This is a genomic window from Rhodothermales bacterium (assembly GCA_041391505.1).
Lineage (GTDB): Bacteria > Bacteroidota > Rhodothermia > Rhodothermales > JAHQVL01 > JAWKNW01.
Window position 1 is genome coordinate 19,126 of the sequence record JAWKNW010000007.1, and the last position, 15,908, is coordinate 35,033.

The 15,908-nt window shown below is 64.6% G+C and carries 9 protein-coding genes; 7 read left to right on the forward strand and 2 right to left on the reverse strand.

The genetic code is table 11. The features are described from left to right. The first annotated feature begins 90 nt into the window (after positions 1-90). From R2834_08930 to R2834_08960, 7 genes are all read left to right on the forward strand, one after another. On the forward strand, positions 91-3,342 hold the full coding sequence (locus tag R2834_08930; GenBank protein MEZ4700441.1) for a DUF1553 domain-containing protein: 3,252 nt from the start codon (positions 91-93) through the stop codon (positions 3,340-3,342). Positions 3,343-3,518: 176 nt separating this feature from the next. Next, positions 3,519-4,961 (forward strand): DUF1501 domain-containing protein, encoded by a 1,443-nt coding sequence (locus tag R2834_08935; protein ID MEZ4700442.1) that lies wholly within the window; start codon positions 3,519-3,521, stop codon positions 4,959-4,961. 83 nt (positions 4,962-5,044) lie between these two features. Next, entirely contained in the window at positions 5,045-6,487 is a 1,443-nt protein-coding gene (locus tag R2834_08940; GenBank protein ID MEZ4700443.1) for a S41 family peptidase, read from the forward strand. A 66-nt stretch (positions 6,488-6,553) separates the two neighbouring features. Then, a complete protein-coding gene (locus tag R2834_08945) occupies positions 6,554-8,512 on the forward strand; it encodes a pyrroloquinoline quinone-dependent dehydrogenase (GenBank protein ID MEZ4700444.1) in 1,959 nt (652 codons plus the stop codon). Positions 8,513-8,602: 90 nt separating this feature from the next. Then, entirely contained in the window at positions 8,603-9,076 is a 474-nt protein-coding gene (locus tag R2834_08950; GenBank protein MEZ4700445.1) for a GNAT family N-acetyltransferase, read from the forward strand. 82 nt (positions 9,077-9,158) lie between these two features. Further along, entirely contained in the window at positions 9,159-10,409 is a 1,251-nt protein-coding gene (locus R2834_08955; protein MEZ4700446.1) for an alpha/beta hydrolase-fold protein, read from the forward strand. A gap of 263 nt (positions 10,410-10,672) precedes the next feature. Continuing rightward, positions 10,673-12,091, forward strand: a complete 1,419-nt coding sequence (locus R2834_08960) for a serine hydrolase domain-containing protein (GenBank protein MEZ4700447.1) — start codon at positions 10,673-10,675, stop codon at positions 12,089-12,091. A gap of 54 nt (positions 12,092-12,145) precedes the next feature. On the opposite strand, the gene R2834_08965 is transcribed toward R2834_08960, so the two are convergent. Both R2834_08965 and R2834_08970 read right to left on the reverse strand, forming a co-directional pair. Then, a complete protein-coding gene (locus R2834_08965) occupies positions 12,146-13,990 on the reverse strand; it encodes a PDZ domain-containing protein (GenBank protein ID MEZ4700448.1) in 1,845 nt (614 codons plus the stop codon). A 9-nt stretch (positions 13,991-13,999) separates the two neighbouring features. Beyond that, the gene (locus R2834_08970) at positions 14,000-15,151 is read right to left on the reverse strand and encodes a M24 family metallopeptidase (GenBank protein ID MEZ4700449.1); all 1,152 of its coding nucleotides are present in this window, start codon (positions 15,149-15,151) and stop codon (positions 14,000-14,002) included. Between the last annotated feature and the right edge of the window lie 757 nt (positions 15,152-15,908).

A 15,908-nucleotide genomic window follows, 5' to 3' on the forward strand; every position in this document is an offset into this window, starting at 1 on the left:
TTCCGGCGGGCGGAGATCGTATCTTGTGGTCCCTGCCACACGGGAGACCCACGCGCTGCGAACCGCCGAAATCGTCCCCGTCATACCGTTATGCGCCTTTTACCTCTCTTCTTTCTCGCGCTATGGGCCGGCTGCGCCCCCCAGAAGCCGGCTGACATCCTGGAAGCCGAACAGCGCCTTCCGGCGACGATCGACTACAACTACGACGTGAAGCCGATCCTGTCCGACCGCTGTTTCGCCTGCCACGGCCCGGACGCCAAAAAACGCGAAGCCGGCCTCCGGCTCGACCTCGAGGCCCAGGCCAAGGCGGAGTTGTCGGAGTCGCCCGGGCGCTACGCCATCGTGGACGGGAGGCCCGGCAAGAGCCAGCTCTTCCATCGCATCCTCTCGGACGACCCCGAGACCATGATGCCGCCGCCCGAATCCAATCTCGCGCTGACCAGCGAGGAGAAGGCCGTCCTGATCCGCTGGATCGAACAGGGCGCTGTCTACAAACCGCACTGGGCGTTTATCCCGCCCGAGAAGCCGGCGCCGCCGGCCGTCAGCGACCCGGCCTGGGTCCGCAACGACATCGACGCCTTCGTCCTCGGCCGGCTCGAGCGCGCCGGCCTCCATCCCTCCCCCGAGGCCCCGCGCGAAACGCTCATCCGCCGCGTCAGCTTCGACCTCACGGGCCTGCCGCCCACCATCGAGGAGATCGACGCGTTCCTCGCCGACGACCGCCCGGACGCGTACGAACGAGTCGTCGATCGCCTCCTCGCCTCGCCGGCCTATGGCGAGCGCATGGCGACCGACTGGCTCGACATCGCCCGCTACGCCGACAGCCACGGCTACCAGGACGACGGGATGCGGAACGTCTGGCCCTGGCGTGACTGGGTGATCGATGCCTACAACCGAAATCAGCCGTTCGACGCGTTCATCACGTGGCAACTCGCCGGCGACCTCCTGCCGAATCCCACAAAAAACCAGCTCCTCGCCACCGCCTTCAACCGGCACCACATGCAGAGCCAGGAAGGCGGCATCGTCCCGGAAGAATACCGCGTGGAGTACGTGGCGGATCGCGTCCAGACCCTCGGCACCGCCTTCCTCGGGCTCACGCTCCAGTGCTCCCGCTGCCACGACCACAAGTACGACCCGGTCTCGCAGAAGGAGTACTTCCAGCTGTTCGGCTTCTTCAACAGCGTCAACGAATTCGGCAACATCCCTTACTCGGGCGAAGCATCGCCCACCGTCATCCTCCCCACGCCGGAGGCCGAAGCCGAGGTCGCCCGGCTGCGGGAAGCGATGGACAAGCTCTCGGCCGATCTGAATGTGGATAACCCGGCGTACGACGCCGGCTTCGACCGGTGGATCGCCTCGATCGACCCGAAGACGGACGCGGCGCCGCAGGCCCTCCTCGGCTATTATCCGCTCGACGAATGGACGACCGACAAAACACCCAACGCGCTCGATCCCGGCAAACCGGCCTCGATCGACGGCGACCGCGAGAAGCCGCCGGCGTCGATCGCCGGCCGCTTCGGGCAGGCCGTGGAGCTGCAGGGCGACAGCTGGGTCTCGCTCCCCGACGAGACCTACTTCTTCGAACGCAACCAGCCGTTTTCGATCAGTATCTGGTTCAAGGTCGTGAGCGACAGCGCTACCGGCCCCCTCGTCGGGAAAAGCGGCGGCTACTTCAACGGCAACCGGGGCTACATGACGATGCTCAACCCGGACAAGACGCTCTCCGCCAGCCTCAACCACGTCTTCCCCGACAACTCCATCGAGGTAAAAACCGTCGACGCCGTGCCGCTCGGCGAGTGGGTGCACTATGCGATGACGTACGACGGATCGAGCACCGCCGCCGGCATCCGCCTCTACCTCAACGGCAAGCCGATGACGACCGATCTCGTGATCGACCACCTTAAGAAGAGCATCACCTTCTCGTACAACTTCTACCAGAATAAACGCGAGAACTGGGGCGGCGCCGGCACGCTCCGCCTCGGGATGGTCGACGCCAACCAGACCCGCCTCGAAGGAGTGGCGTTCGACGAATGGCGCGTGTTCGGCAGCCGGCTGACGCTGCCCGAAGTCCGCCAGCTCGCCGGCGACGCCGCCGCGCTCGGGGCCCTCGCCGCGCAGCCGGCCGCAACGTGGACGGCGGACGAGCGGAACGCCCTCCGCACGTACTACGCCGAACGCCACGAAACCCGCTACCGGCAGGCCTTCGACCGCATCACCGAACTCCGCGGGCAGGAAAACGAGATCATGAGCGAACAGCAGGAAGTCATGATCACCCGCGACCGCGCCGTCCCCCGCCCGACCTTCGTCCTCAACCGCGGCCAGTACGACGCGCCGACCGACGAGGTGCAACCGGGCACGCCGGCGGCCCTCCCCGCGCTGGCCGAAGACGCCCCCCGCAACCGCCTCGGGCTCGCGCGGTGGCTGGTGTCTCCGGAGCATCCGCTCACAGCCCGCGTAGCGGTGAACCGCTACTGGCAGCAGTACTTCGGACGCGGCATCGTCGTCACCCCGGACGACTTTGGCAGCCAGGGCGAGCTGCCCTCGCACCCCGAACTGCTCGACTGGCTCGCGGTCTCCTTCCGCGAATCGGGGTGGGATGTGAAGGCGCTCCAGAAAGCAATCGTGATGTCCGCCACCTACCGGCAATCGTCCACCGCCACGCCGGAGCTGCTCGAACAAGATCCGGCCAACGTCCTCCTCGCCCGCGGCCCGAGCTACCGGATGTCCGCCGAGATGATTCGCGACAACGCCCTCGCCGTAAGCGGCCTGCTGGTGCGCACGATCGGCGGACCCAGCGTGCATCCCTACCAGCCCGAAGGGCTCTGGGAGGAACTGGCCACCCGCAACGAGACCACATATAAACAGGATACCGGCGACAAGCTGTACCGGCGCACGATGTATACCGTCTGGAAACGCTCGACGCCCCCGCCGGCGATGATCAGTTTCGACGCCTCGGAGCGCAGCTTCTGCACGGTGCGCCGGCAGAAAACCAGCACGCCCCTCCAGGCGCTCGTCCTCCTCAACGATCCGCAGTACGTCGAAGCCGCCCGCATGCTCGCCGAGCGCATGATGAAGGAAGGCGGCCCGACCCTGAACGACCAGATCGTCTTCGCCTTCCGGCTCGTCACCAGCCGGCACCCCGAGCCGGCGGAGACGGACATGCTCGCCGCCCTGTATGACGAAGAACACAACGCCTTCGAAGCCGAGCCGGCCGACGCCCGCGACCTCCTCGCCATCGGCGAGCACCCGCGAGACCGGTCCCTCCCGATCGCCGAAGTCGCCGCCCGAACCGTCCTCGCCAGCACCTTGCTGAATTACGATGAAGCCTACATGAAGCGATGAAGCGATTCATTCATGGCAACATGTACATCGCACAGTGCAAACTGAGTGGTCTCAGCCACTCACCAAGCACGCAATGACCAATGACCGCGCCCAACAGGCGCAATTGACCGCTCGCGAAGCGAGCAATGACCGCGCCCAACGGGCGCAACTGACCGCTCGCGAAGCGAGCTCCCACCATGAGCCACTGCCAGAACTACACGCCCAACTACTCCCGCCGCGACTTCCTGTCGAAGACCTCCCTCGGTCTCGGCGCGGCGGCGCTTGCGGCGCTGCTCGGCCCGCGTGAATTGCTGGCCGACCCCCAGAGCGGTATCCTCGGCACACCGCACTTCCCTCCCCGGGCGAAGCGGGTGATCTACCTGTTCCAGAGCGGCGGTCCGTCTCAACTCGACCTCTACGACTACAAACCCCTGCTGCGTGAACGCAACGGCGAAGAATTGCCGGACTCGATCCGCGGCGGCCAGCGCCTGACGGGCATGACCGCCCATCAGGCGTCGTTCCCCATGGCCGGCTCCCAGTTCGAATTCACGCAGCGCGGCGGCGCCGGCCACTGGTTCAGCGACCGCATCCCCCACATCGCCGGCATCGCGGACGAACTCTGCATCGTCAAGTCGATGTACACCGAGGCCATCAACCACGACCCCGCCATCACCTTTTTCCAGACCGGCTCGCAGCTCGCCGGCCGGCCCAGCATCGGGTCGTGGATCAGCTACGGCCTGGGGTCGGACAACGAGAACCTGCCGGCGTTCACCGTCCTCCTCTCCCGGAGCAACAACGGCGACCAGCCGCTCTACGCCCGCCTGTGGGGCAACGGCTTTCTGCCGTCTCTCCATCAGGGCGTCCAGTTCCGGTCGGGCAAGGAGCCGGTGCTCTACCTCAACAACCCGCCCGGCATGAAGGGCGCCAGCCGCCGGCGGATGCTGGATTACCTGCGCGACCTCAACGAGGCGCAGGAAGCCCGCGTCATGGACCCCGAAATCAGCTCGCGCATCGCCCAGTACGAGATGGCGTACCGGATGCAAACCTCCGTGCCGGATACGATGAATGTGGGCGACGAACCCGAATCCATCTTCGATCTCTACGGACCCCAGGCGAAGATCCCCGGCACCTACGCCGCGAATTGCCTGCTCGCTCGCCGGCTCGTCGAGCGCGGCGTCAAGTTCGTCCAGCTCTACCACCAGGGATGGGACCAGCACGGCAACCTGCCCACGGAAATCTCGAAACTCACGCGCGACGTCGACCAGCCCTCGGCCGCCCTCGTGCTCGACCTCAAACAACGCGGCCTCCTCGACGACACCCTGGTCATCTGGGGCGGCGAGTTCGGGCGCACCAACTACTCCCAGGGCAAGCTCACCATCGACAACTACGGGCGCGACCACCATCCGCGATGCTTTACCCTCTGGATGGCCGGCGCCGGCGTCCGCGCCGGACTCTCCTACGGCGAGACCGACGAATTCGGGTACAACATCGCCCAGGATCCCGTCCACGTCCATGACTTCCAGGCCACGCTGATGCGCATCCTCGGCGTCGACCACGAACGGCTCACGTTCAAGCATCAAGGCCGGCGCTACCGCCTCACGGATGTGCACGGCAAGGTGGTGGATGCGTTGCTCGCCTAGTCGATCCGTAATCGTCCTATCTTCCTGTACCGATGTTCCAACCCATGCGCTACGGACTTTTTTGCATGCTCCTTCTCACGGCCATGCAAGCCCCTCTTGTCGTGGCGCAACCCCTGCAAAACGCCGGCTTCGAATCGCCGCAGGCCGGCCAGGATCTGCCCGCATCCTGGCGCTCCGGAAGCGACGGTATCGGTGGCTACGAGGAAGGGTTTTATCTCGTCGCTCGCGATACGAAAAAACGGCGTTCGGGCCAGGCCAGCCTGCGTATCGAGCGAATCAAACCGGGCCAGTATGGAACGCTCTATCAGACGATTCCGCGCGAGGCCTTGCGCGGCCTCCGCATCCGTCTTCGCGGGTACATCGCGACCCGCCAGGTCACCGAAGGGCAGGCCGGCATGTGGATTCGCATGGACAACGGGCCGGCGACCCTCTCCATGGACCTCATGATGGGCAGGGGCCCGTCCGGCGATACGGACTGGCAACCGTTTGAGATGGACGCGCCGATACCACCCGAAGCCACGGCCGTCGCCATCGGCGTCTATCTAATGGGCGGCGGCACGGCGTGGTACGACGACCTCGAGCTGGATGTGCTCACCGAGGCGGACCTACCCGCTACCAGCGATGCGGCAACGCGCTATGTGAACCAGGCCCTCGACGCGATGGAGCAGTATGCCCTCCGGCGTGATTCCGTCGACTGGCCACAGCTCCGCCTCGACACGTTCCGCGCCGCCGCCGGCGCGCAGACGCCCGCCGATACCTACCCGGCACTGCGCTACGCGCTGGGCCGCCTCGGCGATCGCCACAGCCATCTCATCGAGCCGATGTCGATCGCCCGGGATACGGCGCCGGCGCCCGAGACCGCCCCGCTCGGCCGGCTCACCCGCCCGCGCGGCGAACGGCTGGATGACCGCATCGGGTACCTGTGGCTGCCGACCGTAGGCATGGCGGCGCCGGCGCAGCATGCCGCCTTCGCCGACACCCTCCAGACGATCATCGCGGCGCTGGCCGCGCAAGGGGTGTGCCGCTGGGTGCTCGATCTGCGCGACAACGACGGCGGCAACATGTGGCCCATGCTCGCCGGCATCGGTCCGCTCACCGATGCCGACACCCTCGGCGCCATGGTCAACCGCGACGGCTCGAAAATGTCCTGGTGGTATGCCGACGGCACAGCCGGCCTGAATCAAATCCCGCAGCTCTCCGTAACGCCGAACCTGCCGAAACGCCACATGCCCGTCGCCATCCTCCAGGGCCCCAGAACCGCCAGCTCGGGAGAGATCATCGCCGTCAGCTTCATCGGTCAGGCCGATGCGCGAAGCTTCGGCGCACCGACCGCCGGGCTGTCGACGGGCAACACGAGCTTCACGCTGTCGGACGGCGCCATCATGAACCTCACGACATCGGTCTATGCGGACCGGACAGGCCGAACCTATGGCGGACCGATTGCGCCTGACGTCGCCGTCGCGGAGGATGCCACGATGGACACCGCCCGTGCATGGCTGCTCGAACAGGGTGCGTGCGACCGGTAACCCGACCAGGTACCGTACACCGACGCGTTGCCGGCCATCACAGACGTACAAACCCTACCCGAATCTATGCGGATCTCCCTCGCATTCGCTGCGTGCGCGCTGGTCGTCGCGGCCTGCAAACCGGTACCGCAGGCCCCGCCCGGGCCGCCCGCTCCCGCCGACTGGCCGGCTTACGGCGCCGACGCCGGCGGCTCCCGCTACGCGCCGCTCGACCAGATCAACCGCGAGAACGTTTCGCAACTGACGGTCGCCTGGACGGCCAAAAACGGCGACCTGCCCCATAATCCGACCACCGCGCCCGACCGACAGGGGCCTTGCGGGAAGTGCCACGCGTCCGAAAGCAAGTTCGAGGCGACGCCCATCCAGGTCGCCAACAGGCTCTACATCAGCACCCCCCTGAACCGGGCGGTGGCGCTGGACGCATCGACCGGCGAAACGATCTGGAGCTACGACCCGAAACTCGACCTGGATCAGGAGCGGAGCGAAGGCTTCGTCTCGCGCGGCGTGTCGTTCTGGGAAGATGTGGACGCGCCGGCGGATGCGGTCTGCCGCAAGCGCATCTACCTCCCCACCGTCGATGCCCGCCTGATCGCGCTGGATGCCGATAGCGGGAGCCTCTGCCGCAATTTCGGATGGCGCGGCACGGTCGATCTGACGGATGAGATCGACCACCTCCAGGTCGGCCAGTACGGCGTGACCTCGCCGCCGGTCGTTGTCAACGGGATGGTGATCGTGGGCACGTCTATCGGCGACAACCGGCGCGTGGAGATGGAACAGGGTATCGTGCGCGCCTACGACGCGCGATCGGGCGACCTGAAATGGACCTGGGACCCCATCCCCCGCCAGGCCGGCATGCCCGGATGGAATACCTGGACGCCCGAGGGGGCGAAAAAGACCGGCGGCGCCAACGCCTGGCCACCCCTTTCGGCGGACCCCGAGCGCAACCTCGTCTTCGTGCCCACCGGCAGCGCCGCGCCCGACTACTACGGCGGCGAGCGCCCCGGCGACAACCTCTTCGCCAACTCCGTCGTCGCCCTCGACGCCTCGACGGGGGAATACCGATGGCACTTCCAGGTGGTCCACCACGACCTGTGGGATTACGACATCCCCGCGCAGCCGTCGCTGTTCATGATGAAGCGCGACGGGCAGTCGATCCCGGCCACCGTCGCCGCCACCAAGATGGGCTTTCTGTATTTCCTCAACCGCGATACGGGCGAACCGCTCTTCCCCGTTGAGGAACGCCCCGTGCCGGCCAGCGACGTGCCCGGCGAAGTCGCTTCCCCCACGCAGCCCTTTCCGACGCGGCCGGCGCCCCTCCACCCGATCGATATCGCCCCCGAAGACGCCTGGGGCATCAACGACGCCGACCGCGCCTTCTGCCGCGCCCAGATGGAAACCTTCCGCTACGAAGGCGCCTTCACGCCGCCGTCCATCGGCGGGACGCTGATCTACCCGGGGTACGCCGGCGGCGTCAACTGGGGTGGCGTGGCGGTCGACAGCGACAGCCAGACCCTCGTCACCACCATCATCAGCATCCCGTTCTGGGTGCGGCTGAGCGAACGGGAAGCCGGCTCGAAAGAAGGCAACCAGATCGGCACGCCGTACCACATGTCGCGCGCCGCGTTCATGTCGCCCAGCGGCCTTCCCTGCACGCCTCCGCCCTGGGGGCGGCTCGTCGCCATCGACCTCCCGACGGGCGACGTCAAGTGGGATCTCCCGCTCGGGGTGATGAAAGGACTGGAGGACGTGCCGGATGCCGCCTCCTGGGGGTCGCTCGCCATGGGCGGCCCCATCATCACCGCCGGCGGCCTCGTCTTCGCCGCCGCCGCGATGGACGACACGCTCCGCGCCTTCGATGTGGAGACCGGCGAGCTGCTCTGGCAGGCCGACCTCCCCGCCGGCGGCCAGGCTACCCCCATGACGTACGAAGTGGACGGCAGGCAGTACGTGGTCATCGCCGCCGGCGGACACGCCAACCTCGGCACGACGCTCGGCGACTTTGTGGTCGCGTTCGCGCTGCCCTGACGCGCCGGCATGCCGCCCCGACCCCGGAATCGCCGGCGTGCGTAGTAACGCACCTCCTGGCGTCCGCTGAACCATATCCCCTATAAAACCGTGATCCTGGAGACCCCGCGCCTGCGCCTGGAATTGCAGAACCCGGCAGATGTCCTCCGTTGGATCGAATCGCTCGATCCTGCAACCAGAGCGGAAGTCTCTCCGGTGTACATCCAGCGGCTCCGATCGGCAGCAGGTCCGGACCCGTGGATCTGTATGTTCGACATGGTGGCGCGAGACACCCGCTCCGTCGTTGGCCAGTGCGGTTTCAAAGGCCCCCCTGACGCCGAGGGCGCCGTCGAGATCGCGTACGGAGTCGACGATGCGCATCGCGGTAACGGGTATGCCACCGAAGCGGCTCGGGCGCTCGTTGATTTCTGCGCTACGGCCGAGGGCGTTTCGCGCGTGCGCGCCCATTCCCTGGCCGGCAATGCCGCGTCAGAACACGTGCTGCGCAACGCGGGATTCAGGTTTGTGGGTGAGGTGGAAGACCCCGAAGACGGGCTGGTGAATCGGTGGGAGATCACCGCGTAGCGTGTTCCGGTTCCATCGGCGGGTTGCATCCCTGCAACCTTTTGTCCAGATTGCTCCGCCTACCACCCCGCATCGAATCCGCATGACGAAAGCAAATCGCTTGTTGGCGACACTCCTTCTTGTATCCGTTGCCTGCAGCGAGGCTGTCGCTCAAGACGCGTCTAACGCATCCCACCTCGTCGAGATTGGCCAGGCGGATAGCCTCTATTCATCGATTCTGGGAGAGGAACGCGTATTCTGGGTCCATCTACCCAATAATGGCCATCTGCAGGAAAACCATCGCTACCCGGTTATCTACCTCCTGGACGGGGGCGTCCACCTGGGTGGGCTGGCCATGGTTCAAGCGTACTATACCTATTTCAGACTCCCTGAGATGATCGTGGTGGGCATCTCTAACAGGATGAATAGGACGCGAGATCTCACCACCAGCTTCGTGGAGTCTCGGCAAGGCGCACCGGTCGAAGCCTCGGGAGGCGCTGAAACGTTTACGCGCTTCATCGCGGAAGAACTGATTCCTCACATCGACAGCGTGTACCCGACGTCCAGCCACCGGACATTGATCGGCCACTCGTACGCCGGCCTCTTCACGATCAATACGTTGGTACACCACCGGGACCTGTTTACCAACTACATAGCCATGGATCCCAGCCTGGACTGGGACAATCAGACCCTCCTGCATGAGGCAACAAGGGCCCTTCAGGACGAACGTTTTGATGGAAAAGGTCTTTTTGTATCTATCTCCAACGAAATCATTCGCTTTTCAGACACGCTTACCATCGATACCGTACAGCGTGACACAACCGATTTCAGCCTGAGCATCCGTTCCATGCTGGCGTTTGTACATGCTGCTGAAGCCAACACATCGAACGGACTGGGTTTCGCGTGGCGCTACTACGACAAGGATATACACGGGTCCGTGCCGCTCCCTTCCATGCGGGATGGCCTGATGTACCTCTACGACTGGTGGGAATTAAAAAGCCCATCACGCTACAACGACCCTGACACGCCAACGCAGGATCTGGTCAGGTTGATCACGGAACGCAGCGAGAAGCTGACTGCGAACATGGGGTACCCGCTGGCGATGGAGGAAGAGCTGCTGACGATGCTGGGGTATATGGCGATGCAGATGGACCAGTCTGAAAAAGCCCGGGCCGTCTTCGAGCTGGCCATCCAATTTTACCCGGAAAGTGCGAGCGCTCAAGAAGCGATGGCGGACTACTACGAATCCCAGGGCGACTTCGCCAATGCGTTCCTCCACATCCAAAAAGCGCTGGAAATCAGTGACAGTGACGTGTACAAACGCCGTGCGGAAGGGCTACGCGCAAAACAATAAACACGCCAGAGGGATAGGGCGTGCGGAAGGGGCATCATGAGCCGCCGGCCAAGCATTTTGGCCAACCGGATACATTTTGTAGATCTGAGCACGCAGCGCATCGCTTAGCCATGCTACGCGATAGCCCGAAGTAAACGGCGAAACGAACAGCGCCGTGCCAGGCAGGAGGCACTACTCCCTCAATTCGTGCCCTTCGCAACGACCAGGCCTGTAAACCGTAAGGGTCCTCATGTTCTCCTCATCGTTCGTCATCGCCGTCTTCTATGAACATCTGCAAGCCTGTCCTCCTCGCCTTCTGTGCCCTGCTGGCAGCCTGTAGGGCAGCTCCACCCGCCGAAGTACCACCCTTCGTCGGTAGCTCGTCTCTCTCAGAGGCGTTCGCCGAGGCTGCAGCGCAATCGGGTGCGCCGGGCGTAGTGGCCGGCCTTTATGAAGCCGGAGAGCTGGTAGCCACATTCAGTTGGGGGCTCGCCGATACGGCCGCGCGCACGCCGGCGTCTCCCGACCTGCTGTTTGAGATCGGCTCCCTGTCCAAACACGTCACAGCGATCGCCATCCTCAATCTGGAAACCGAGGGCCGGCTCGCACTGGACGGGCAGATTGGGGCCTACGTCGATAGCCTGCCCGAAACCTGGCGTTCGGTTACCCTCAAGCAGCTCCTCTCCCACACCGGGGGGATTCCCGACTACGAGGCTGCGGCCGGCTACAAGATATACGAAGCCCCGGGCAACCGCGACGTCGTGCTGGCTTCCGTCATCGACAAACCGCTCGATTTTCCACCCGGCACCGCGTTCTCTTATTCCAACACGGGATACTATCTCCTCAGTCTCGCAATCGAGCGCGTATCGGGCATGCCCTTCGCCACATACCTCCAACGCACCCTGTTCGCACCCGCCGGTATGACAGATACCGAACTCGGGCCTCCCACGATGTCGCACCGGCGTGCGCAGGGATACAAACCAGGAGATACAGGCCTGACGGCAGTCCCCCCGATCTTTGTGGAGACCACACTGGGCGCCGGTGGCATTGCAACGACGCTGGCAGACTGGGGCAAATGGCGGCGCGCGCTCAGGGCGGAGGCTATTGTGGATTCGGCCGCTATCATACGGACAACCACTCCCACAAAGCTTCTGAATGGCGAGGATGTGAACTACGGATTCGGAATGATCGCCGACAGGTTTCGGGGCGAGCGCCGGGAAACCCATACCGGCCAGACCGCCGGCTTTACCTGCCGATTCGAACACTATCCAGACGCGGATCGAAGCCTTCTCGTCCTTTCCAATACCTACGGCGGCCGGCTCAACGCCGTCGCAAGGGCCCTGGCGATCAACTTCATCCCCGGGCTCGACTATAGCACGCTGCCCGAACAGCCGGCCGACTCATCCGAATCGCGAATGGGCCGCGCGGCGCTGCAACAGGCCGTACTGGGTGGCGACGATCTATCGCTCTTGAGCGAAGGGATGCAGGCTTTCGCAACGGACGACGCTTATGCTCCGCTTCGTGATCCATTAAAACCTGGCATCGAATCCATGACGACCTTCGCACTCGTCAAGCGAGAGGGAGACGCCTCATCCGGCACCACACGCCATGTCTACCGCGTCATTTCACAAGAGGGTACGCAGTACTGGATCCTATCGATGAAGGATGGCCTTCTGATCGGCCTCGACTGGGCGGACCGGTAGGAAAAACACACCGGAAAGGGCGCCGTTCAAGGACGGTTCAGAACAGGCAAGCGGTTAAGGAGTGCCGTCTAACCACGCGGCACGGAAAGCCTTCTGCGCTGCGGTGACAGGCCGGCCGGCGTCTTCGAACGGCGCTACCTCCACCCGAGGATCCTCCACGAAGGTCAGGCTGCGGGTGACGGTCTGGCCCCGCTGCTCATAGACGATCTCGACCGTGTCGCCCGGCTTGTGACGATCCTTCGCCTGCTGATAGACGGCATCCGACGTCAGGGCCTTGCCATCCAGTTTCAGGATGCGATCGCCGGCACCCACGCCGGCCTCGTACAGCGGCGACCCCTTGATCGTGGTCGACGACACGTCCGCGCCGGCTTTGCTGTACTCCAGCTGGACGAGCCCCAGAAACGCCTTGCCCGGATTGACCGGGCGGAGGGTGAAGCCCGCTTGCGCCAGCAGCGCGTCGTAGTCGGGCACCTGGTGCCCCCGCACGTAGCGGTCGAAGAAGTCCTTCGCAAACGCGGCGTCGCCCGCGTATTCGCCGAGCGCCCGCTCGAGATCCGCCACCGCATAGGGGATCTCTTTCTTGCCGCGCTGCAACCACAGGTGGCGCATCATGCCGTCGAGCGTCTTGCCCCGGCCCCGCAGGGTAAGATCCAGGTTCAGCCCGATCACCGCGCCCCAGGTGTAGTAGGAGATGAAGGTGTTGGCGAAGTTCGTCGGGTCGCCGGAGGAGGCGCGGTCGGCGAACGGCGCCTGCATGGCCATCTCGACCGCGCTGAAGACGTTCCGAGCCGGCGAGTTGATCACGTGGTTCAGATCCCCGGAGATCATCCGGGCAAAATCGGTGTCCGGAACGAGGCCGGCGCGGCGGATGAACAGCGGCGTATAGTAGCTGGTGAAACCCTCGGCGAACCACAGCTCGCCGGACATGTTGGCGTCCTCGAAGTCGAACGGTTCGAGCGCCGCCGGCCGGATGCGCTCGACGTTCCACGAATGGAAATATTCGTGCGACACCGTCCCGAGCAGCCCCATCGCGTTGTTCTTCAGCGAGCCCGTGCTGCTGATGATCGTCGAGTTGCGGTGCTCCATGCCGTCCCCCGAGGCCCAGGGGAGGTAGTCGGCGATAAACGTGTAGGTGCCGGAATCGTACGCCGGCGGCTCGCCGAACACGGCGATCTCCTGCGCCACGACCTTCTTGACCATCTCGGCATAGGCATCCACCTCGGCGTCGGTGCCGGTGTGGTGGACCGCCAGGCGCATCTCGTAGGTCCCGCCCTGGCCGGCGCCGCGCGGCACCGTCCAGGTGCGTAGCGCGTGGTCGCTCAGCTCGGTGGGGCTGTCCATGAAGTACTGGAGATCCGGCGCCGTGAACGCCATCGGATCGTCCGTAGGGAACAGCTGGGTCGCGATGCGCCAGTTCGAGCCCTCGGGGGGATGAAAGCGGACCTCGATGGGCCAGTCGTGATGGTCGCGGGCAAACAGGAAGGTGGCCGGGATGTTCAGGTGCGCATGCGTCTCATCGATCTGGGCGTAGGTGCCGTCCCCCCGATCGGCAAAAAGCGTATAGGTCACCACCACGGTCCCGTCGTGTCCGGAAACATCCCACTGGTGCGGATTGGGTCGCGTGACCGTCAGCGGCTTGCCGGCGCCGTCGACCGCCCGCACGTTGTAGACGTTTTTCGCGAACTCATGGAGCGAGTACCGTCCGGGCGACGAGCGGCTCATCCGCAGTTCGAGGGGGCCGGCCGGCACGCGGTCCATCCGCATCGTGACCTCGGCTTCGTGGTGCACCGCGTTGGGGAAGGCGATGTCGAACCGCACCTGGGCGAACGACGTCGCCGTGAACAGCAGCGCCAGCGCCGGCGCCATCCAGCGCACGCGGCGCATTCTACGTCCAATCATGGTAATCGCTCAATCTAAGATCCGTACGGGTTCCCACTGCATGGCGGTCGTTACCGTCGGGCCATGTTCGGGGTCGATGTACACATCGATTTCCGAGCGCACGCCGAACTCGGGCATGTAGATGCCGGGCTCGACCGAAAACCCGATGCCGGGCAGAACGGCCCGCGTGTCGTGGGTTTCGAGGTTGTCGAGGTTCATGCCGAGTGCGTGGGGAGTCGGGCTGACGCCCATGCTGTGGCCGGTGCGGTGGGTGAAGTACGCGCCGTAGCCGGCGTCCGTGATCACCTTGCGCGCCACATCGTCCAGCTGCCAGCCCTGCAGCGCGTTGCCGGCCTTCCAGTCGGCCTGGAGCCGCTCCACGACCGCGTCGCGTGCGGCGTTGACGATGGTATAGACCTCGAGATGTTTTGCCGGCACGGTGGCGCCGGCGTAGCCGGTCCAGGTGATGTCGCAATACACGGCATGCGGCTCGGACTCCTTCGCCCACAGGTCGATGAGCACCCAGTCCCCCTTGCGAATCGGAGCGTGCTCCGTGGCAGAGGGCTCGTAATGCGGATCGCCGCTGTGGGCGTTCACCGCCACGATGGGGCCGTGATCGATGTAGAGCCCATGCGCGTCGAATCCGCGCCGGATGAACTGCTGCACATCGTATTCCGTGAGCGGCTTCCCGGAACGAAGCTGGTCGCCGATGTAGGCAAACGCCTCGTCTTTCACCATGTTGACCAGCCGGCAGGCCCGCATGTGCGAATCGACCGACTTTTTGGACCACGCCGTTGCGGCCGCCTGAAACAGATCGGCGGACGAGACAATCGCGGGGCCCATCGAGCGGACCAACTCCAGCGTGCCGCCGTCGACAAACGAACTCATCGGAATCTCGCCGCCTGGAGAATACTCCATGGCCACCGTCCGGGCGCCCTTCAACAGGTCGCGGAGCAACGCCTGCATGTCGCTCCATCCGTTGTAGATGAGCAACGGGTAGCCGGCGTCGCGGAACAGCTGCTTGTCCAGGCTGCTGACCAGTATCCGCGCCTCGCCCTGCACGGGAATCCAGATCAACGTGCGTCGCGACGTAGCCTGCGGGCCGCCGAGCACGTGGGCAAAAACGGGGTTGCTGCCGCGAAAATCGAATAGCAACCAGCCGTCGATAGCGTGCGCCTGCATGTACGCGCGCGCTTTATCGAGAACATCCATAAAACAGAAGAGAACCTTTGGGTGAATATCCGACCGGCTTGCGGAACGCGTGATTCGTCATGCCGGCAGCGACGCACAGGGGTAGGGTGGATTTGCCGGGAGCGTGCCGCTGAACGTACGGACAAAATGCGTTAACGTACAACGCTTTTGACGCGTCTTCGCATTCGATCGCGGACAAACTGGACACTGGACACTGGACACTGGACACTGGACACTGGACACTGGACACTGGACACTGGACACTGGACACTGGACACTGGACACTGGACGAACGCGTCGCTCCAAACAGGTTCCCCATGCACAGTGCCCGATGACCAATGTCCAATGACCGCGCCCGAAGGGTGCTCATGACACGGCCTACGGCCGTTCATGCCCAGTGACCGCGCCCAAAGGGCGCAATGTCCGCGCCCAAAGGGCGCTCATGACACGGCCTACGGCCGTTCATGCCCAGTGACCGCGCCCAAAGGGCGCAATGACCGCGCCCAAAGGGCGCTCATGACACGGCCTACGGTCGTTCATCCCCCGCGCCATTCTCATCATCCTCTCATGTGCTGTTTCGTCGCGGTATCTACATTGAAAACTGGGGTTGAATCGCATACATTGACCCTGTTCGCCGGAGCCCCGGTCGACAATACCTCCAACCACCACGATTCATACTGCGGCTGGCTCTCCTCGAACCAGATCGTTTGGGGTTTTTTAGCCTATGTACCGCGCGCCCCTCTTCTGT

What these genes read in the sequence shown, in the direction of transcription:
- R2834_08930 (MEZ4700441.1), top strand. Translation starts at nt 91, where the DNA reads ATGCGCCTTTTACCTCTCTTCTTTCTCGCGCTATGGGCCGGCTGCGCC.
- R2834_08935 (MEZ4700442.1), top strand. Translation starts at nt 3,519, where the DNA reads ATGAGCCACTGCCAGAACTACACGCCCAACTACTCCCGCCGCGACTTC.
- R2834_08940 (MEZ4700443.1), top strand. Translation starts at nt 5,045, where the DNA reads ATGCAAGCCCCTCTTGTCGTGGCGCAACCCCTGCAAAACGCCGGCTTC.
- R2834_08945 (MEZ4700444.1), top strand. Translation starts at nt 6,554, where the DNA reads ATGCGGATCTCCCTCGCATTCGCTGCGTGCGCGCTGGTCGTCGCGGCC.
- R2834_08955 (MEZ4700446.1), top strand. Translation starts at nt 9,159, where the DNA reads ATGACGAAAGCAAATCGCTTGTTGGCGACACTCCTTCTTGTATCCGTT.
- R2834_08960 (MEZ4700447.1), top strand. Translation starts at nt 10,673, where the DNA reads ATGAACATCTGCAAGCCTGTCCTCCTCGCCTTCTGTGCCCTGCTGGCA.
- R2834_08965 (MEZ4700448.1), bottom strand. Translation starts at nt 13,990, where the DNA reads ATGATTGGACGTAGAATGCGCCGCGTGCGCTGGATGGCGCCGGCGCTG.
- R2834_08970 (MEZ4700449.1), bottom strand. Translation starts at nt 15,151, where the DNA reads ATGCAGGCGCACGCTATCGACGGCTGGTTGCTATTCGATTTTCGCGGC.